The following is a 14,480-nucleotide window of genomic DNA, read 5'->3' on the forward strand; positions in this document are numbered from 1 at the left end:
CGGCTAGATCTTTTTCTCGCTGACTGGTGCTGGTGTCGCTCTTAACTGCCTTACGCCAACCATAGATCTGGGATTCGTGTAATGACAGTTGCCTCGCTGCCGCAGCTACTCCCACTTTCTCTGCTAGCTTCAGGGCTTCTGCTTTAAATTCAGGGGAATGGATAATACGTTTTTTCTTGCTTGTCATGGTTCACCTCGTTAGTGATTGTACTCACTTAACTCGATGTCTAAAACTGCTGGTGCGGATCAGTCTTTGAGTACATTGAGGTTGATTATAATCGGACGAGAAGGCACAGTGCTCTTGGGTATCTAAGCCCAGCTAACTTTGAACAGCAAAATGTCGCTTAATGAGGTGTCCAGTCTGAGTGGAGCAGATCAGTCTCACCGTATAGCCGCCCGAGAGTCAGTGATGATAACCCGTATGTCGAGTCGCTGTTCCGCACGGCAAAGCTTGTTGGTCAGAATTTTTTATTGAGATAAATTCATAAGGTGGCGGTTTCTTTAACACTACGGTGTTCGAGCATGGTGTCACTCTTCTTTTGGTATAATGTTCTTCAACGTTACTGGTTGGATAGCGAAATAGATTCAACATTAGAAGAGGCATCAAATCGAACATTGACCAAAACGGTTTCGCGTTCAAAGGTCACATCATCAAAATCTGTCGCTGCGATTTTAAACCCATTTTTTGCAAATAAGCTAGTCACGACCGTGCGTTGTTTCTCTTCCATAGCATGCGTTAGTAGTTCGTCCATCGTCATCTCCATCTCCATTAGGCAACAGTGTGTATAAAGTAACCATACAGGTCTGAGATTATGAGATCAATTGCTTAATTGATAGCTTACGCTGATATGAGTAGATGAATGATTGAACCATTCAAATTGCTGATGACTGGGTGCTTCTATTTTGATGGAGTCTATTTGAGGAAGCACTTTATGTGATAGGGCTTCAGCAAACTATAAGCAGACGACTCTCGTGTTCAAAATGAATTGAAATAACTGGTTACAAAATACGATGAAGAGTGCTGCTTAATGGGAGCATTCATTATGAGTAGCGCAAAGAATCAATGGGTGAATACCTTCTACACAGTGCAAATCAGCAGCTAGGTCTTAATGGATTGATTTATATCTTGAATGCTTTGTTGGTGTTGTTATAAATGTTATTAATTTCCATATTCTTGCTTTTTACACCCCCTTGATTTATAAAATAAGCGTTCACCGATAACTTTATGATTATATTAGTTTTTACTAACCTTTAATAACATGGAGAAAGGCGATGAATAAGAAACCAACACGCAATAGGTTAGCGAATTTATTGAGGCTGCGTAGACCATACAAAGCATCTGACTTTCTAGTGAGCTCTGATGAACTTCGAGTCAAGAAGGATGTTTATAGCTTACGTAAAATCAAACAGCTAGAAATTCGACAACTGGGCATCAAAGAAAACGCAATCAACGTTATTTCATTGGCCTTGATGCTATCTGCAGCAACTTGGGCGTTCGTACCTCAGTTTGGGTTACCTATGTTCGCTCTGACCTTTATTTTGGCTTTTGTTTCGTGGCGAAAATACGAGCTTCGTGCAGAGTTTAAAGGATCAGACGAAACTGGTGATCATTGGGTATCTGTAGCTCGAGGTTGTACTCGTGAAGAGTTTAAGATCTTAAAAAGTGTCGAAGTCAGTTTGCGAGAACAAGTTGTAAGCTAAGTGCGACCTTGTAGTTAGCATGGTTCAACCCTAAACAAGGCTCTTCATTATTGGCGAGCTTTTTACTTTCTGAAGGGTTTCAACTCAATTACGATGAACAACCAAAGCTGATAACTTAGGGTTATTTGGACTAAGGAAAACAGTACAAGGAAAGCGAATGGACATAACGATAAGACCAGCAATGCCTAGCGAATTAGCTACCATTTATGCTTTGGTTATCTCAAACGATGAGTGGACTAAGTTTAATGGCCCTTATTTTTCGTATTCTCATCCGTCATTAGAAAACTTTGAAGCGCATTCGTTTAAACGGCTGCTTGAGGGCGATGACCTGCAGCTGGTGGTTGTCGACGGTGTACTGGTTGGGACCGTGAGTTGCTACTGGGAGTGTGAAGAGACACGTTGGCTCGAAGCTGGCGTAGTCATTTATAACTCTGATTATTGGGGGAAGGGGATCGCAGCATTGGCGCTTCCGCTTTGGGTTACTTACTTATTCGAAAACAAACAGATTGAGCGAGTTGGGCTAACAACTTGGTCAGGTAACCCGCGCATGATGTCTCTCGCTTTGAAGCTGGGTTTCCAGCAAGAGGCTAGGCTGAGAAAGGTGCGATATTACCAAGGCGAGTATTATGATTCGGTGAAGTATGGGATGCTGCGTAGCGAGTGGCTGGAAAGAGGATAGCGACAAATATCTGTTTTTTTGTTTGATGATTCCTTATCGATTCGTGGTAAAGCCCTGATCTAAAAAGTGAGAATGAGCGTACTTCTACTCAGATTTTAAAGGATGGGTAGACAATGAAATTATCTAAAGAGAGTGAATCAAGAATTATTGAAATGGCGTGGGAAGACCGAACGCCATTTGAGGCAATAGAACACCAATTTGGTTTAAATGAATCACAGGTGATTCGTTTTATGCGCAGCCATATGAAGCCAGGTAGCTTCAAATTGTGGCGCGCTCGCGTCTCAGGTCGTGCGACAAAACATGTAAAACTTCGTAGCTCTGAAGTGTCTAGAGGTTATTGTCCAACACAATATAAGCGGCAGTAGGTTTTCTACCAACCATTTACCTCTTTCTATCAGTGGCTATCGTTCTAAATAGGGAGATTGAGATTGAATAGTTTGATTGGATTAGCGATAGGCTTTTTGTGTGTGATGCCTATCGCCACCTTATTGCATGAATTGGGTCATGCAATCCCTCAGCTTATTGCGGGTCACAAAGTCGAGGTGGCCCTCGGGAATAGCGAAAAGGCCAAGGTTGTTCAAATTGGCAATCTCACACTGTCAATTTCAAGCTTTTCAATGAATGTTGGCTTTGCCTCAATAACTCAACAGGGCAGTAAATCCTTACAAGCATGGTCTCTAGTTATGGGGCCGCTTACCTCATTACTCCTGTGTCTATCGTTGTATTTTATTAATAGCAATCAACTCCCTTACATCGCTTCTTACGTTATTAATTTTGGTGTCTATTTTTCATTGGCTCAGTTTGTGATGACAGCATTGCCTATCTATTACCCTAGTGCGTTTGGTGCCTATGAAGGGATGCCTAGTGATGGCAGGCAACTACTGGAACTTTATGGCTTAGTAAAGTGTCGAGAGTAGAATCTTAAATTGATTGGTTGAATCTTATGGCTTGGCATTTTTTAGTTCTAAATGTGGACTCTAATGCTGAGTTGAAAGACACTCATCACACCACGTTCGAGCGCACTAACTTTGTGAATCAAGCGACGTAAAACCGTTGATGCGTGCGATATCATTACTAAAGCTTGATTGAATTGAGTAGAGACGAATGGAATATTTATTGGTTCTTCTTCACGTTGCGTTGATTTGGATATTGGCAGTCGCAACACCCGGCGCGAATGTATTGTTGACGATTAACACAGCGCTGCACTACAACCGAAAGCTAGCAAAATATTCTGCTTTTGGTGTCAGTACGTCCATATTGCTGTGGTCACTGTTTGGATGCACTGGCTTGGTTATTTTGTTCTCCCATTTCCCGGCACTATTTAGCGTTATGAAGATCGTTGGTGGCAGTTATTTGTTGTACTTGGGTATGCGCCAGATCCTTTCAACACGAAAAGCCAAACAGCTAGATGAAGGTTTGAATACTAGCGAAGCGATGCTGCCTTCAAGTAGAAAAGTCTTTATGTCTGCGTTCATCACTAGCATCTTAAACCCTAAAACGGGGTTCTTTGTGGTGAGTTTGTTTAGTGTCTCTATGCCTGAAAATATTACCATCCCGATGGTCATCGCCATTATGCTGACTATGTCTGGTATTACCTTATGCTGGCATATGTTTCTGGCGACAGCCTTTTCACATCGAGCAGCAAAAAGTGTTTATGCGCGTATCTCAAGTGTCATGGATTATATAACCGGCGGCTTGTTTACGCTGTTTGGTATTAAAGTCATGGCGTCTTAATGTGTGTTATCTGCTCATATCAATGCTGTATCAAAGTGTTTTTCATAGGTTGTAGAGTTCATGATTGAATGTAAGAAGTTTATTTTTGATGTAGATGCAACACTGGTTGATACCCAAGTGGTTATCGACAATATTTGGAAAAAATGGTGCAAGACTGTTGGTGTTCGTTTTGAAACCATGAGTGAGTATATCCATGGGCGAAAAATCGAAGAGACACTGAGCTGTATTGGCATGGAATTCTCCAATGTCACTGAGGTCAATAAAGTTAAAGCTATTGCGACCCAAGAGATGAAGCGCGCCAAGGCTATACCAAATTCTCATGATTTTTTATCAAAATTAGGTCCGGATTGCTGGTCAATCGCAACTAGTGGGCCAAGAGCCGTCGCAACAACAAGCTTAGAAGCTTCCGGTTTTACGTTACCAAAGGTCATGATTTGTGCTGAAGATGTGGTACGAGGTAAGCCAGCACCGGATCCTTTCCTCAAGGCAGCAGAAGCTTTAGGCGCAAAAACTGAAGATTGTGTTGCAGTTGAAGATTCACCATCTGGCGTACTATCTGCTAAGAAGGCAGGATGTTTCACTATCGCTCTATTAACCAGCCATACCAGAAAAGAATTGAACCAAGCGGATTTGATCGTAAATGGGTTTGATGAACTCATACTTACTCGCAGTCAAATTGGAACCTATCAGATTCATCTTGCTAATTAGAAAGATCCTTTAATTTTATCGTAAGAGGAATAGATAACAATGAAACTAGTATCGCCCTCAAAAGAATTTGAGTCCGCTTTTAAGGTGTATTATCAAGACTTCTTGGAGCACGACATCGATAACTCTGATTATTACAAAGACGGTGTTCTTGATTTTTCTCGTTATATTGAATGCTTAGATGATGAGGCTAGAGGCGTTAACTTACCCGATGGTTATGTGCCATGTAATCATTATTGGTTAGTGAGTGATGAGGGAGAGATACTCGGCGCCATTCGTGTTCGTCATCGCATCGATAATGAGTTTCTGTCACTTGAAGCGGGGCACATTGGCTACGATATTGCTCCCTCAAAGAGAGGTTCTGGCTATGGTAAGGCAATGCTCAAATTAGCTATTCCAAAAGCGAGCTCTCTGGGTATTAAACAAGCTTTGATTACCGCAGACGAAGACAATATAGCTTCACGAAAAGTCATTGAGGCAAATGGCGGTAAGTTTGAAAAAATAGTTTTTGGTAAAGTTTTTCCTGGTCCAGTAGCTCGTTATTGGCTTGACTGTCAGTAACGTAATGCAGTTTAGGAGACAGATAAAAAGGAGTTTTGATGTTCAAACTAGAAACTAACCGATTAGTTCTTCGAGATATGACGCTTGAAGATAAAAGCGCGTTTGTGGCCATGTCACAGGACGCCAAATATCAGCGTTTCTATGATGAAACTGATTGTGAGCCTAGTAAGTACCATCAACTCACCCAATTGTTTGTTGAACAGGCTGAGGAAGATCCTCGTCAGTCCTATCAATTAGCTGTGGAAAGTAAAGAGTCAGGGAAGTTTATCGGAACCGTGTGTTTACGCCTTGAAGATAACCAGCAAGCTTCAATGGGTTGCGCTTTTGCGAGAGAGATTCAGGGGAAAGGGCTACCCATAGAAGCGGCCAATGCTCTGGCTGGTTTTGGGTTTTCAGAGTTAGGTGTTCATCGAATTTATGCGGAAACCATTGGTGAGAATCTAGCGGCGATAAGATTGTGTAAGTCACTCGGGATGAGACAAGAAGCTTGCTTTAAAGAGCACCGATTTTTCAAAAATAAGTGGTGGGATACCGTTGTATTAGCGATGCTTCGCTCAGAGTGGGAAGGTGAGAGTAATGGAAAGTGAACGACTTAAATTAACACCTCCTTCATTAATCCATACTGATGAAATGTTTAACGTTGTTCAAGAATGTATGGCTGAGTTGTCCGAATTCCTGCCTTGGGTTTCTGAATCCTTAACTCGGCAACAACTTGAACTCAATACTCAAGAGGCTGCCAGTAATTTCTCTAATTTTGTGGGGGAGTTTTGGTTCAGTATTATTGAAAAGAATACTGAGGCGTTCATCGGCGCCATTGGTTTTATTGTTCGAGACGACTCTATACCTTGTTTTGAAATCGGTTATTGGTTACGAACTTCGAAAACGGGATTTGGTTATGTGAGCGAGGCGATTCAACTCGTTGAAGAGTTTGCCTTTCTTGATAAAGGGGCAAAGCGGGTTGAAATAAAAATGGCAGCAACGAATGTGAAAAGTCAGGCAGTGGCGCAGCGATGTGGCTACCAGCAAGAAGCACGTTTAGCTAATGCTAGGCGTTTACCTTCTGGAGAGTTAGACAGCACGCTGGTTTTCGCCAAAACGTGCTTGTCTTAATTTCTAGGGTGTCTGTCAGATCAGGTACTGAATTAGTACATCTTATGTAAAGGAGTTTGTTTTTTATCTCTACGTGAGGTGTATTCATCAATGTGAGTTAACGGTGCTATTCGGCCTGTTTTCTTCTTTTAATTTTTCTTCAACATCTATCTCTACCTTAACCAATTCAGCCAGTTCATCTGCATGTGAAGTATGAGCATCTAATCCTTCGAGTAGCTCTTGCTCGGTAAAAGTCTTTTTATCCATTTCTGCAGCCTCACCAGTAAGCGATTTAATCGGAAGTATAACACTGATATAGGATTTTCTCGGAAGCCGTCTAGAGGCTCTTTGAGGGCACTTTCAGATATGCTCTAGAGTTAAAGAATAAAGTAGGGGATGTGGGCGGTGATTTGAGTCATGGCGAAAATGGGTCTAAGATAGTTGGGAGAGAAACTACTGTATAAGTCCACCTTTCGTCCACCTTTAATCCACCCAAGCAAGATTGGGATAAAGTGGGGAAGGGGAAAGTTGATTATTTTCAGTGTATTGCGAGAGATTTACGACGTTTTTGAGGGCTCAAAAACGGTGAAACCCCGATGTTGGTAGCATCGGGGTTTCGAATTTCTAGATTTCTCGACTGGTAAGATCGATTATCTTTTCTATGCAGAAGGCTGGATTAATCCAATCTTATTCCTTGGTAGGGAATTAGATACGGATGAAGTCCATGTGCTCAACTTTTGGCTTGAACGCGTGACGTTGAACGTCTTGTGGTTTAACCTTAACTTCTGCGCCGTCAATCAGTAGAGTGATTGCTTCGTAGAATTCAGGCTTATCCATTTGGTTGATCACTTCAGCGTGAACAAGTTCGATAGCTACAGCTTCAGCTTCGCCACCGTAGATTACAGCTGGGAATTTACCAGCGTGACGTAGGCGGCGGCTCGCACCTTTACCTAGTTCAGTACGTACTACTGCTTCAAATTTCATAGTTTTACTCTCAAATTAGTAAAAATTAACTTCACACCTCAATGCGACCTTGAGTGTGTGGTAATGCTTAGGCACAAACGAGTTCATGCTTAAGCGAGCGCGGATACTAACATCACATTCCAATATGAGCAAGTCAGAAGCCCATCTCAAAGTGAATTTCCTTCGATAATGGGTTCGTTTGGAGATAAAACGTTCGCTAACGCTTGTTTAGCGCATTTTAACCCCTTTTACATCGCCACTCTTATCTATTTATATCACCGCTAAATCATCAAGTTAATGAACGGAAAATGAATGTTTGCCTAAGACTTGGTTAAGGCTTAGTTCGTTAATCTTAGTGTTAATTAAACAGCAGAATGAATAGGTGAAAATATGGAACCGGTAAGCATTGTCGTAATTACGCTAAACGAAGAGAAACGCATTAGCCGCTTAATGGAAGAGTTGAGCGTGCAAACCCACCAAGAGTTTGAAGTGATTGTTGTCGACTCGAACAGTGAAGACAACACAAGAGAAGTGGCACAAGCTTTTGAAAACGCGTTGCCAAAATTAACTGTTCATCATATGGAAAACCGTGGTGTGAGCCTTGGCCGAAATACAGGTGCGTCATTAGCGCAATACAACCGGATCCTTTTCCTAGATGCCGATGTGAGCTTGCCTCGAAACTTCCTTGCGAAAGCGCTTTATGAACTAGAAGAGAAGAAGCTTGAAGTTGCGGGTGTGTATATGAGATCGAAAGGTCTGCCGCTTGTACACAAGTTTGGTTACGGGCTATTTAACGCAGGCTTATTTACTACCCAGTTCTTTTTCCCGACGGCGATTGGCGCGTGTATTTTCTCGACGAAACGAGCGCATGATGAAATCGGCGGTTTCGATGAAGAGATCGTACTGTGTGAAGACTGTGACTACGTAAAACGTGCGAGCAAAACATGGCGATTTAGATTCCTTAATATGACTTTTGGTTTTGACCCACGTCGTTTAGACCAAGATGGCGTTGTGAAGACAGGCTCTACTTACCTTAAAGCCAACGTAAGACGCTTCTTTAAAGGCGAAATGCGTAACAACGAGATGAACTACAAGTTTGGTCACTATAAAGAACAGTAAGCATTGAGGTTGTTATGTTTGATGGACTCGGGCTGTTTTTGGGGGCATTGGGTGATGCTCTCATAGGCCCAAACCTATTTGTACCGGGAGAGCCCTTTTTTATCGCAGCGGGCTTTCAACTGTATTCAGGTGCATGGATGGCGTTGGTTTTGGTGATGCTAGGTGGTTTGCTTGGTGACCAACTCAGTTATTTCATTGGTTATAAATACGGTGCTAAGGCGCAACGAAGGCTCATTAAGTTTTGTCCTAAAACCAAAAGATTAATTGCGCGCTGCCGCTATCTGGTTGCTCGCAAAGGCACATACATCATTCTTTTTGCTCGTTTATTAGGGCCTATCGCTTGGGTTGTGCCATTTATAGCTGGCTCGCATCGTGTACCGTGGCGCAACTTCAGTGTATTGGCCTTTATCGGCTTGGCTCTTGGTGGCGGGCAATTTGTTGCTTGGGGTATGTTACTGGCGCACGGCGTTGAAAACTTTCCGTGGCTTAATAGCCTTAAGATATTTATCTCCGAGCATAATAGTTGGATCGTAGGCGTGTTCGCGGTATTGGTCTTCACCGTCATTGGTTATCGAATGAAGTGGCGACGCTTGGTCCTTAAGTCGAGTGCGCTGTTGTTGGCGTGGGTATTGTTTGCGAACTACGCTCACTTTTTTTGGAAAGCGGACGACTTTCAGAATCAACAAGAGACGGCTCTAATAAACAAAGTAGATTGGAACTCGGTTACCTATAAAGCGTTCCCTGGCAAATCTTCGTTCTATTCGGCACAAGCGATCAACGTCATTTATGTTGGAGCAACCCCAAAAGATTTAATGAAGCAATTAGGCTGGATAGAGAATCAAACCTTCTCTCGAAATGAGATCGAATGGGCTGGCTATTTGGCATTGCTTAAAGACAAAACGCCACCCGTGTCAGATTTATATTGGCGAGACAAGCCGCAAGATATGGCTTTTCAATTGCCGGGTAATTTGATGAAGCGCAGCCATATTCGCTGGTGGCGCGCTGGTGTTGATGTTCAAACTAACCAGCCTCAGTGGTTAGGCGCAATCAGCTATGATGATGGTCTTAAAGTCACCCCTTACTCAGGCATTGTGACCATACTTCACAATATTGACCCTAATGTGGATGAAGAGCGCGATAGGCTTGCAAATCAGATACGAACTTCACTACCAGATATTGAACTAGACAAGTATCCACTGGCAACTGTGGAAGTGCTCAATGAAGATCATGATTATTATACTGATGGTAGAATTTTAATGATTGGAGCAACGAGCCTGAGTGATGATTCCCAAGCTTTAGATGTTGCTGTGAACGATATATAGAGTTGTATATAAGGTCGATAGAACTAAGCCCTAGCATTACGTTAGGGCTTATTGTGTTTAACTTTTACTTAGCTTGTTCAGCCTTTACTTATTTTAAGCACCAGAGAGGCTTTTAATCCGCCCATTGAGCTTTTGCTGAGTGTTAGGCTGCCTCTGTAGCTGTGTGCCATTTCATTCACGATGTTAAGCCCCAAGCCTGTTCCTGGTGTGGTTTCATCAAGTCGAACACCACGTTTGGTCACTTGCTGAAGTTTCTCTTCAGGAATGCCTTGGCCATCATCTTCAATCACCAATTCAATGTTGCCATCGTCGAGTTCATTTGCATGGACACGAATAATGCTGTTCGCCCATTTGTAACTATTCTCGAGTAGGTTACCGACCATTTCATCAAGGTCGGTTTTTTCTACAGCCACTTCAATCTCGGAGTCTAGCTCGTTAATCATGGTGACTTCGTTGGCAGCGTAGACTTTATCAAACGCCATAGAGATAGCTTCAACACGCTCACAGGGTGAGGCCTTCACTGAAAGAATGTTCATTGCACCAGCCATGCGCGCACGGCCAAGGTGATAGTCTATTTGGTTCTGGATTTGATGAATGGGTTGCTGTATCAGTGACTTGTCCTCATCTGGAAGTCGCTCTATCTCATTTTTCAGAACTGAAAGCGGTGTTTTCAACGCGTGAGATAGGTTTCCTGCGTGGTTGCGAGCTCGCTCCAATAACTCTTGATAGTGGAAGAGTAGGGCATTGAGATCCGAGACTAATGGAGAAACCTCTTTCGGGTAGTTATCGCTTAACCCTTGTTGCTCGCCGTTTCTTAGCATCACCAACTCGCGCTGCATTTTACTGAGCGGTAGCAGCGACCAGCTGACTTGAATGCCAATCAACATAAGCACGCCAACAAACAGCAGCATCAGAATCAACCAGACTTGACCAGTCAGTTCGGCCAGTGTCGACTCTAACCGGTCTTCATCAATACCAATGGTGATCGTGACAGGGTCGCTCAGTTCAGGCAGATAGATATCTTGCTCGATGTAAATCAGTTTTTCTTTCTCAGGCCCTTTGACAGAGGTGTGAATAGGTGAACGCTTGATAGTGAGGTCTTTATCCCAAAGGGAGCGCGAGCGAATGATCTGATCTTGGGTGGCGGCGCGCCAATAAATACCACTATAGGGCTGGTTGAACCTAGGATCAGACAGACGTTCTGCCATGATCAAGTTGCCATTGTCATTGGTTTCGATATTGGCGGTTAACTCATCCATGGTTAAGCCAAGCTGCTGTTTCATATCATCGACGAGGTAGTCGTTAACTAGTTTCGGAATCCCTACACCTGCCGCTAATATCATCGCACCTAGCCAAAAAGCCGCAGCGAGGAGCAAGCGGCTTTTCAGACTGATGTTTTTAAGTGTTCGTTTCTTTAGATTCATGCATTTCCAGCCGGCCTTTGCTCATCGCGACTTGTCGTATTGCGATGATCAGAACAGGCTGTCCACTTAATTAATGGTTGCTCAGGCGTGATTGACGACAGAGCTATTCAGCATTCAGTTGGTAGCCAAGGCCACGCACGGTTTTGATGATCTTAGGTGCGATTTTCTTACGAATACGACCAATAAATACCTCAACCGTGTTTGAGTCGCGGTCGAAATCTTGTTTGTAGATGTGCTCAACCAGCTCAGTGCGTGAGATAACCTTATTTTGGTTGTGCATGAAATACGCAACAACCTTATATTCCAGTGCCGTTAGGTTTACTGCTTGGCCCTGCCACAAAACTTTTGAACTGCGAGTGTCTAAGCTTAAATCACCAATTTGAAGGACAGGTGCCGCACTGCCGGAAGCACGGCGCAGTTGAGCGCGAATACGGGCAATCAGCTCGACCATTTCAAATGGTTTAGTGAGATAATCATCAGCACCGGCATTCAAGCCTTCAACACGTTGGGTCAGCGTGTCACGAGCACTCAAGATAATGACGGGTGTGTTGATGTTTTCGTCTCGAATGCCTTTTAAAACGGTTAGGCCATCAAGCTTCGGTAGACCTAAATCGAGAACAATTGCATCCCACTCTTCTGACGTTGCACGGTAGAGTGCGTCGATACCATCTTGAGAAAGTTCTGGAACCCAGTCAGCTCCCTCAAGTGTTTCAATAATCTGTTGGCCTAAACGAGGTTCGTCTTCAACGACTAAAATTTTCATAATTGTTCTTCTTAATTCTTGTAATGACTGTTCGTCGTGCTTAACTATTCGTCGCGCTTAATTAGTTGCCGTGCTTAATTGCGTTTTTAAAGTTGCGGCCTTCAATTTTTAACATGTCTAACGTTTCGGCGTTGTATTCAACTTTTATGATGTTGTTTTGGAAGTTAATTTTTAGTTCATACACCCAAATATCATCATCTTCTTCTAGCTCGACTTTAATGATTCGGCCATGAAGATCGTTTTCTACTGCGGCATACATTTCAGAGAAAGGGCGAATATAGCCTTCTCGAACCGCTTCATAGACTTCGTCTTGATCTTCTTCGAATTCGATACGGGTTCCTGCTTTGTGAACGTCTTGTACTAGGTCGTGACCATTATGATGTGAGTCAGCCCATGCGCCAGCAGAAACAAATAAGCCTAAGCTTATAGAAAACAATGAAATCATAGCTTTACTAAACATAGCGAATCCTAGAGAAGGTTGATAGCGTTCAGTATAAAAAAGTAATTCTGAACAGAAAGTGAACTTGATTAATAATGAGAATTTGATACCGAAAACTTAACGCTTAATAGTAACGCCCTAGAACAGAAGGCTAAACTTTGGGTGTTAAGAGCATAAGATCTAGCGTTGTTGGAGTTCGTCTTCGAATATCTTATCTCTCATTTTCCAAAAGCGTCCTATTTTACGTGCAATCACGAATTGAGGTGGGCGGAACCTATGTTGGTGAGCAACCACTTTCGACGGTGACGCCTCCTCAAAAGGCCTGTGTCTATCCGCAAGGTGAGGGCGAACAAATTGATCTTTGAAGTTTTGCTTCTGTTTCTTGGTGGTTAATGACCAAAATTCATGGACTTGTGCTTGGTTTTCCCCGCGATAGGTGACCTTAAGTTGTGATTTCCCTTTCTCGTCCTTAAGCACGTTGAGGTCCATTTCTAAACACTCAAATACCAAGGCATCTTTGAGATTCAGTGCATCTTTGAGCTTTTTGTCTGGGTCAACTAAGGTTGCATCACACTCATGGCAAATACGCGCGGCAATATCGTTATCTGCGCCACATTCACCACAATATTTCGCTCGGAAGCGATAGTTACAGTGTTCGCGTTCGCCAGTGTCTTCATCAGTAAAGTAGCCTTGGCATTTACGACCAAAGTGTTCAAGCAAGAAACCGTTGCTGTCTAGCTTGCCCCAAAAGTTGTTATTGAAGCCGCAGGCAGGGCAAGGGATAGTGATAATTTCACTGTCTGAATCCGGTTTAGGATCGCCCACTTCTGGCTGGTAAAGGTCATAACTGTTGCCTGCATAGTCGAGCACCAAACACTCTTTTTTACCTGGTGACAGGCGTAAGCCGCGACCGACGATCTGTTGGTATAAACTGATGGACTCTGTAGGTCGCAAAATCGCGATTAAATCGACGTGCGGCGCGTCAAAACCTGTGGTTAATACCGATACGTTGACTAAGAACTTGATTTTACGCTCTTTGAAATCACTGATGATTTGGTCACGTTCAAGTGTTGGTGTGTCGCCAATTACAATTGAAGCTTCACCTTCTGGCAATAAGCCGAGGATCTCTTGAGCGTGCCTAACGGTCGCAGCGAATACCATGATGCCTAGTTTGTCTTGGGCTAGGTGAATGATTTGGTCGACAATTTGTGGGGTTGCTCGTTTCGATTGCTCTATCACCATGTCGAGTTCAGCTTCTTTGTAGCGACCTGTGCTAGCAGGCTTTAGCTGCGAAAAGTCGTAGCTCAAAACGGGTGCGTCGATCATGCGGGCAGGTGTTAAGAAGCCTTCGTCGAGTAGGTAACGAATCGGCAGCTCAAAAATACAGTCACGGAAGAAGCGTGGCTCATCTGAACGCACTTGCCCGCGAGTGTGATATTGATAAATCCAACCCATCCCAAGACGATATGGGGTAGCCGTTAATCCAAGCACCTTGATACCAGAATTATTCTCTCGCAAGTGAGTGATTACTTTCTGATAGCTACTGGTCTTTTCATCGGGAACACGGTGGCATTCGTCGATAACCAACAGTGAAAATTGGTTTGAGAATGAGTCGAGGTTTCGAACGACGGATTGCACCGAAGCAAACACCACTTGTTGGTCGGTCTCTTTACGTCCTAAACCCGCTGAGAAAATCGATCCTTTTAGTCCGTAACCTTCATATTTTTCATGGTTCTGTTCAACCAACTCTTTTACGTGAGCAAGTACCAATACACGACCTTTCGCAAGCCTTGCCAGTTCTGCAATCACAAGGCTTTTTCCTGCTCCTGTCGGTAGCACGAGAACAGCCGGAGTTTGGTGTTTTCTGAAGTAATGAATCACTGATTTTACGGAATCAGCTTGGTACGGGCGGAGTGTATACATATCGCGTCTTGTAAGAAGGAAAACAAATAGTGTGAAATAGCTCAACTAATTGAGCAAA

19 protein-coding genes and 1 pseudogene are annotated in these 14,480 nt (G+C 43.3%); 12 read left to right on the plus strand and 8 right to left on the minus strand.

Translation table 11 applies throughout. The features are described from left to right. Positions 1 to 187, minus strand: a 187-nt coding sequence (locus L1D11_RS20095) for a transposase (protein WP_239833198.1), incomplete at its 3' end; no start/stop codon positions are given. A 59-nt stretch (positions 188 to 246) separates the two neighbouring features. On the opposite strand from L1D11_RS20095, the pseudogene L1D11_RS20100 reads away from it, so the two are divergent. Beyond that, a pseudogene (locus L1D11_RS20100) lies at positions 247 to 348 on the plus strand (IS3 family transposase); the annotation flags it as partial. A gap of 212 nt (positions 349 to 560) precedes the next feature. On the opposite strand, the gene L1D11_RS20105 reads toward L1D11_RS20100, so the two are convergent. Further along, on the minus strand, positions 561 to 752 hold the full coding sequence (locus tag L1D11_RS20105; protein ID WP_239833199.1) for a hypothetical protein: 192 nt from the start codon (positions 750 to 752) through the stop codon (positions 561 to 563). Positions 753 to 1,272: 520 nt separating this feature from the next. On the opposite strand from L1D11_RS20105, the gene L1D11_RS20110 reads away from it, so the two are divergent. From L1D11_RS20110 to L1D11_RS20150, 9 genes are all read left to right on the plus strand, one after another. After that, positions 1,273 to 1,701, plus strand: coding sequence for a hypothetical protein (locus L1D11_RS20110; protein ID WP_239833200.1), 429 nt, complete (start codon positions 1,273 to 1,275; stop codon positions 1,699 to 1,701). A gap of 157 nt (positions 1,702 to 1,858) precedes the next feature. Further along, complete coding sequence (locus L1D11_RS20115; protein ID WP_239833201.1) at positions 1,859 to 2,380, plus strand: GNAT family protein; 522 nt, start codon at positions 1,859 to 1,861, stop codon at positions 2,378 to 2,380. A gap of 113 nt (positions 2,381 to 2,493) precedes the next feature. After that, positions 2,494 to 2,745, plus strand: coding sequence for a TIGR03643 family protein (locus tag L1D11_RS20120; RefSeq protein WP_239833202.1), 252 nt, complete (start codon positions 2,494 to 2,496; stop codon positions 2,743 to 2,745). Between the two features lie 63 nt (positions 2,746 to 2,808). Next, positions 2,809 to 3,297 (plus strand): hypothetical protein, encoded by a 489-nt coding sequence (locus tag L1D11_RS20125; RefSeq protein ID WP_239833203.1) that lies wholly within the window; start codon positions 2,809 to 2,811, stop codon positions 3,295 to 3,297. A 187-nt stretch (positions 3,298 to 3,484) separates the two neighbouring features. Continuing rightward, the gene (locus L1D11_RS20130; RefSeq protein WP_239833204.1) at positions 3,485 to 4,114 is read left to right on the plus strand and encodes a LysE family transporter; all 630 of its coding nucleotides are present in this window, start codon (positions 3,485 to 3,487) and stop codon (positions 4,112 to 4,114) included. 60 nt (positions 4,115 to 4,174) lie between these two features. Then, entirely contained in the window at positions 4,175 to 4,822 is a 648-nt protein-coding gene (locus tag L1D11_RS20135; RefSeq protein ID WP_239833205.1) for an HAD-IA family hydrolase, read from the plus strand. A gap of 39 nt (positions 4,823 to 4,861) precedes the next feature. Further along, a complete protein-coding gene (locus L1D11_RS20140; protein WP_116870320.1) occupies positions 4,862 to 5,380 on the plus strand; it encodes a GNAT family N-acetyltransferase in 519 nt (172 codons plus the stop codon). Positions 5,381 to 5,418: 38 nt separating this feature from the next. Further along, on the plus strand, positions 5,419 to 5,967 hold the full coding sequence (locus tag L1D11_RS20145; protein WP_239833206.1) for a GNAT family protein: 549 nt from the start codon (positions 5,419 to 5,421) through the stop codon (positions 5,965 to 5,967). Next, positions 5,957 to 6,490: a GNAT family N-acetyltransferase gene (locus L1D11_RS20150; protein WP_004742142.1), complete on the plus strand. Its 534-nt coding sequence runs from the start codon at positions 5,957 to 5,959 to the stop codon at positions 6,488 to 6,490. The genes L1D11_RS20145 and L1D11_RS20150 overlap by 11 nt, the downstream gene beginning before the upstream one ends. A gap of 87 nt (positions 6,491 to 6,577) precedes the next feature. Here L1D11_RS20150 and L1D11_RS20155 read toward each other — a convergent pair whose 3' ends face one another. Then, complete coding sequence (locus L1D11_RS20155) at positions 6,578 to 6,736, minus strand: hypothetical protein (RefSeq protein ID WP_239833207.1); 159 nt, start codon at positions 6,734 to 6,736, stop codon at positions 6,578 to 6,580. Positions 6,737 to 7,174: 438 nt separating this feature from the next. Continuing rightward, on the minus strand, positions 7,175 to 7,453 hold the full coding sequence (gene rplY, locus L1D11_RS20160) for a 50S ribosomal protein L25 (RefSeq protein WP_048658383.1): 279 nt from the start codon (positions 7,451 to 7,453) through the stop codon (positions 7,175 to 7,177). A gap of 369 nt (positions 7,454 to 7,822) precedes the next feature. Between rplY and L1D11_RS20165 the strand changes: the two genes are divergently transcribed. Together L1D11_RS20165 and L1D11_RS20170 are read left to right on the plus strand one after the other, a co-directional pair. Continuing rightward, entirely contained in the window at positions 7,823 to 8,551 is a 729-nt protein-coding gene (locus L1D11_RS20165) for a glycosyltransferase (RefSeq protein ID WP_239833208.1), read from the plus strand. Positions 8,552 to 8,565: 14 nt separating this feature from the next. Next, positions 8,566 to 9,873, plus strand: coding sequence for an LssY C-terminal domain-containing protein (locus L1D11_RS20170; RefSeq protein ID WP_239862705.1), 1,308 nt, complete (start codon positions 8,566 to 8,568; stop codon positions 9,871 to 9,873). Between the two features lie 77 nt (positions 9,874 to 9,950). On the opposite strand, the gene L1D11_RS20175 is transcribed toward L1D11_RS20170, so the two are convergent. From L1D11_RS20175 to L1D11_RS20190, 4 genes are all read right to left on the minus strand, one after another. Beyond that, positions 9,951 to 11,297, minus strand: a complete 1,347-nt coding sequence (locus tag L1D11_RS20175; protein WP_239833210.1) for an ATP-binding protein — start codon at positions 11,295 to 11,297, stop codon at positions 9,951 to 9,953. Between the two features lie 103 nt (positions 11,298 to 11,400). Beyond that, positions 11,401 to 12,060: a response regulator transcription factor gene (locus L1D11_RS20180; RefSeq protein WP_239833211.1), complete on the minus strand. Its 660-nt coding sequence runs from the start codon at positions 12,058 to 12,060 to the stop codon at positions 11,401 to 11,403. Positions 12,061 to 12,121: 61 nt separating this feature from the next. Continuing rightward, a complete protein-coding gene (locus L1D11_RS20185) occupies positions 12,122 to 12,520 on the minus strand; it encodes a hypothetical protein (protein WP_076655459.1) in 399 nt (132 codons plus the stop codon). Between the two features lie 159 nt (positions 12,521 to 12,679). Further along, positions 12,680 to 14,422, minus strand: a complete 1,743-nt coding sequence (locus L1D11_RS20190) for a DEAD/DEAH box helicase (protein ID WP_239833212.1) — start codon at positions 14,420 to 14,422, stop codon at positions 12,680 to 12,682. Positions 14,423 to 14,480: the final 58 nt, after the last annotated feature.

Origin of the sequence: Vibrio sp. Isolate32 (assembly GCF_022397955.1) — a bacterium.
Taxonomy (GTDB): Bacteria; Pseudomonadota; Gammaproteobacteria; order Enterobacterales; family Vibrionaceae; genus Vibrio.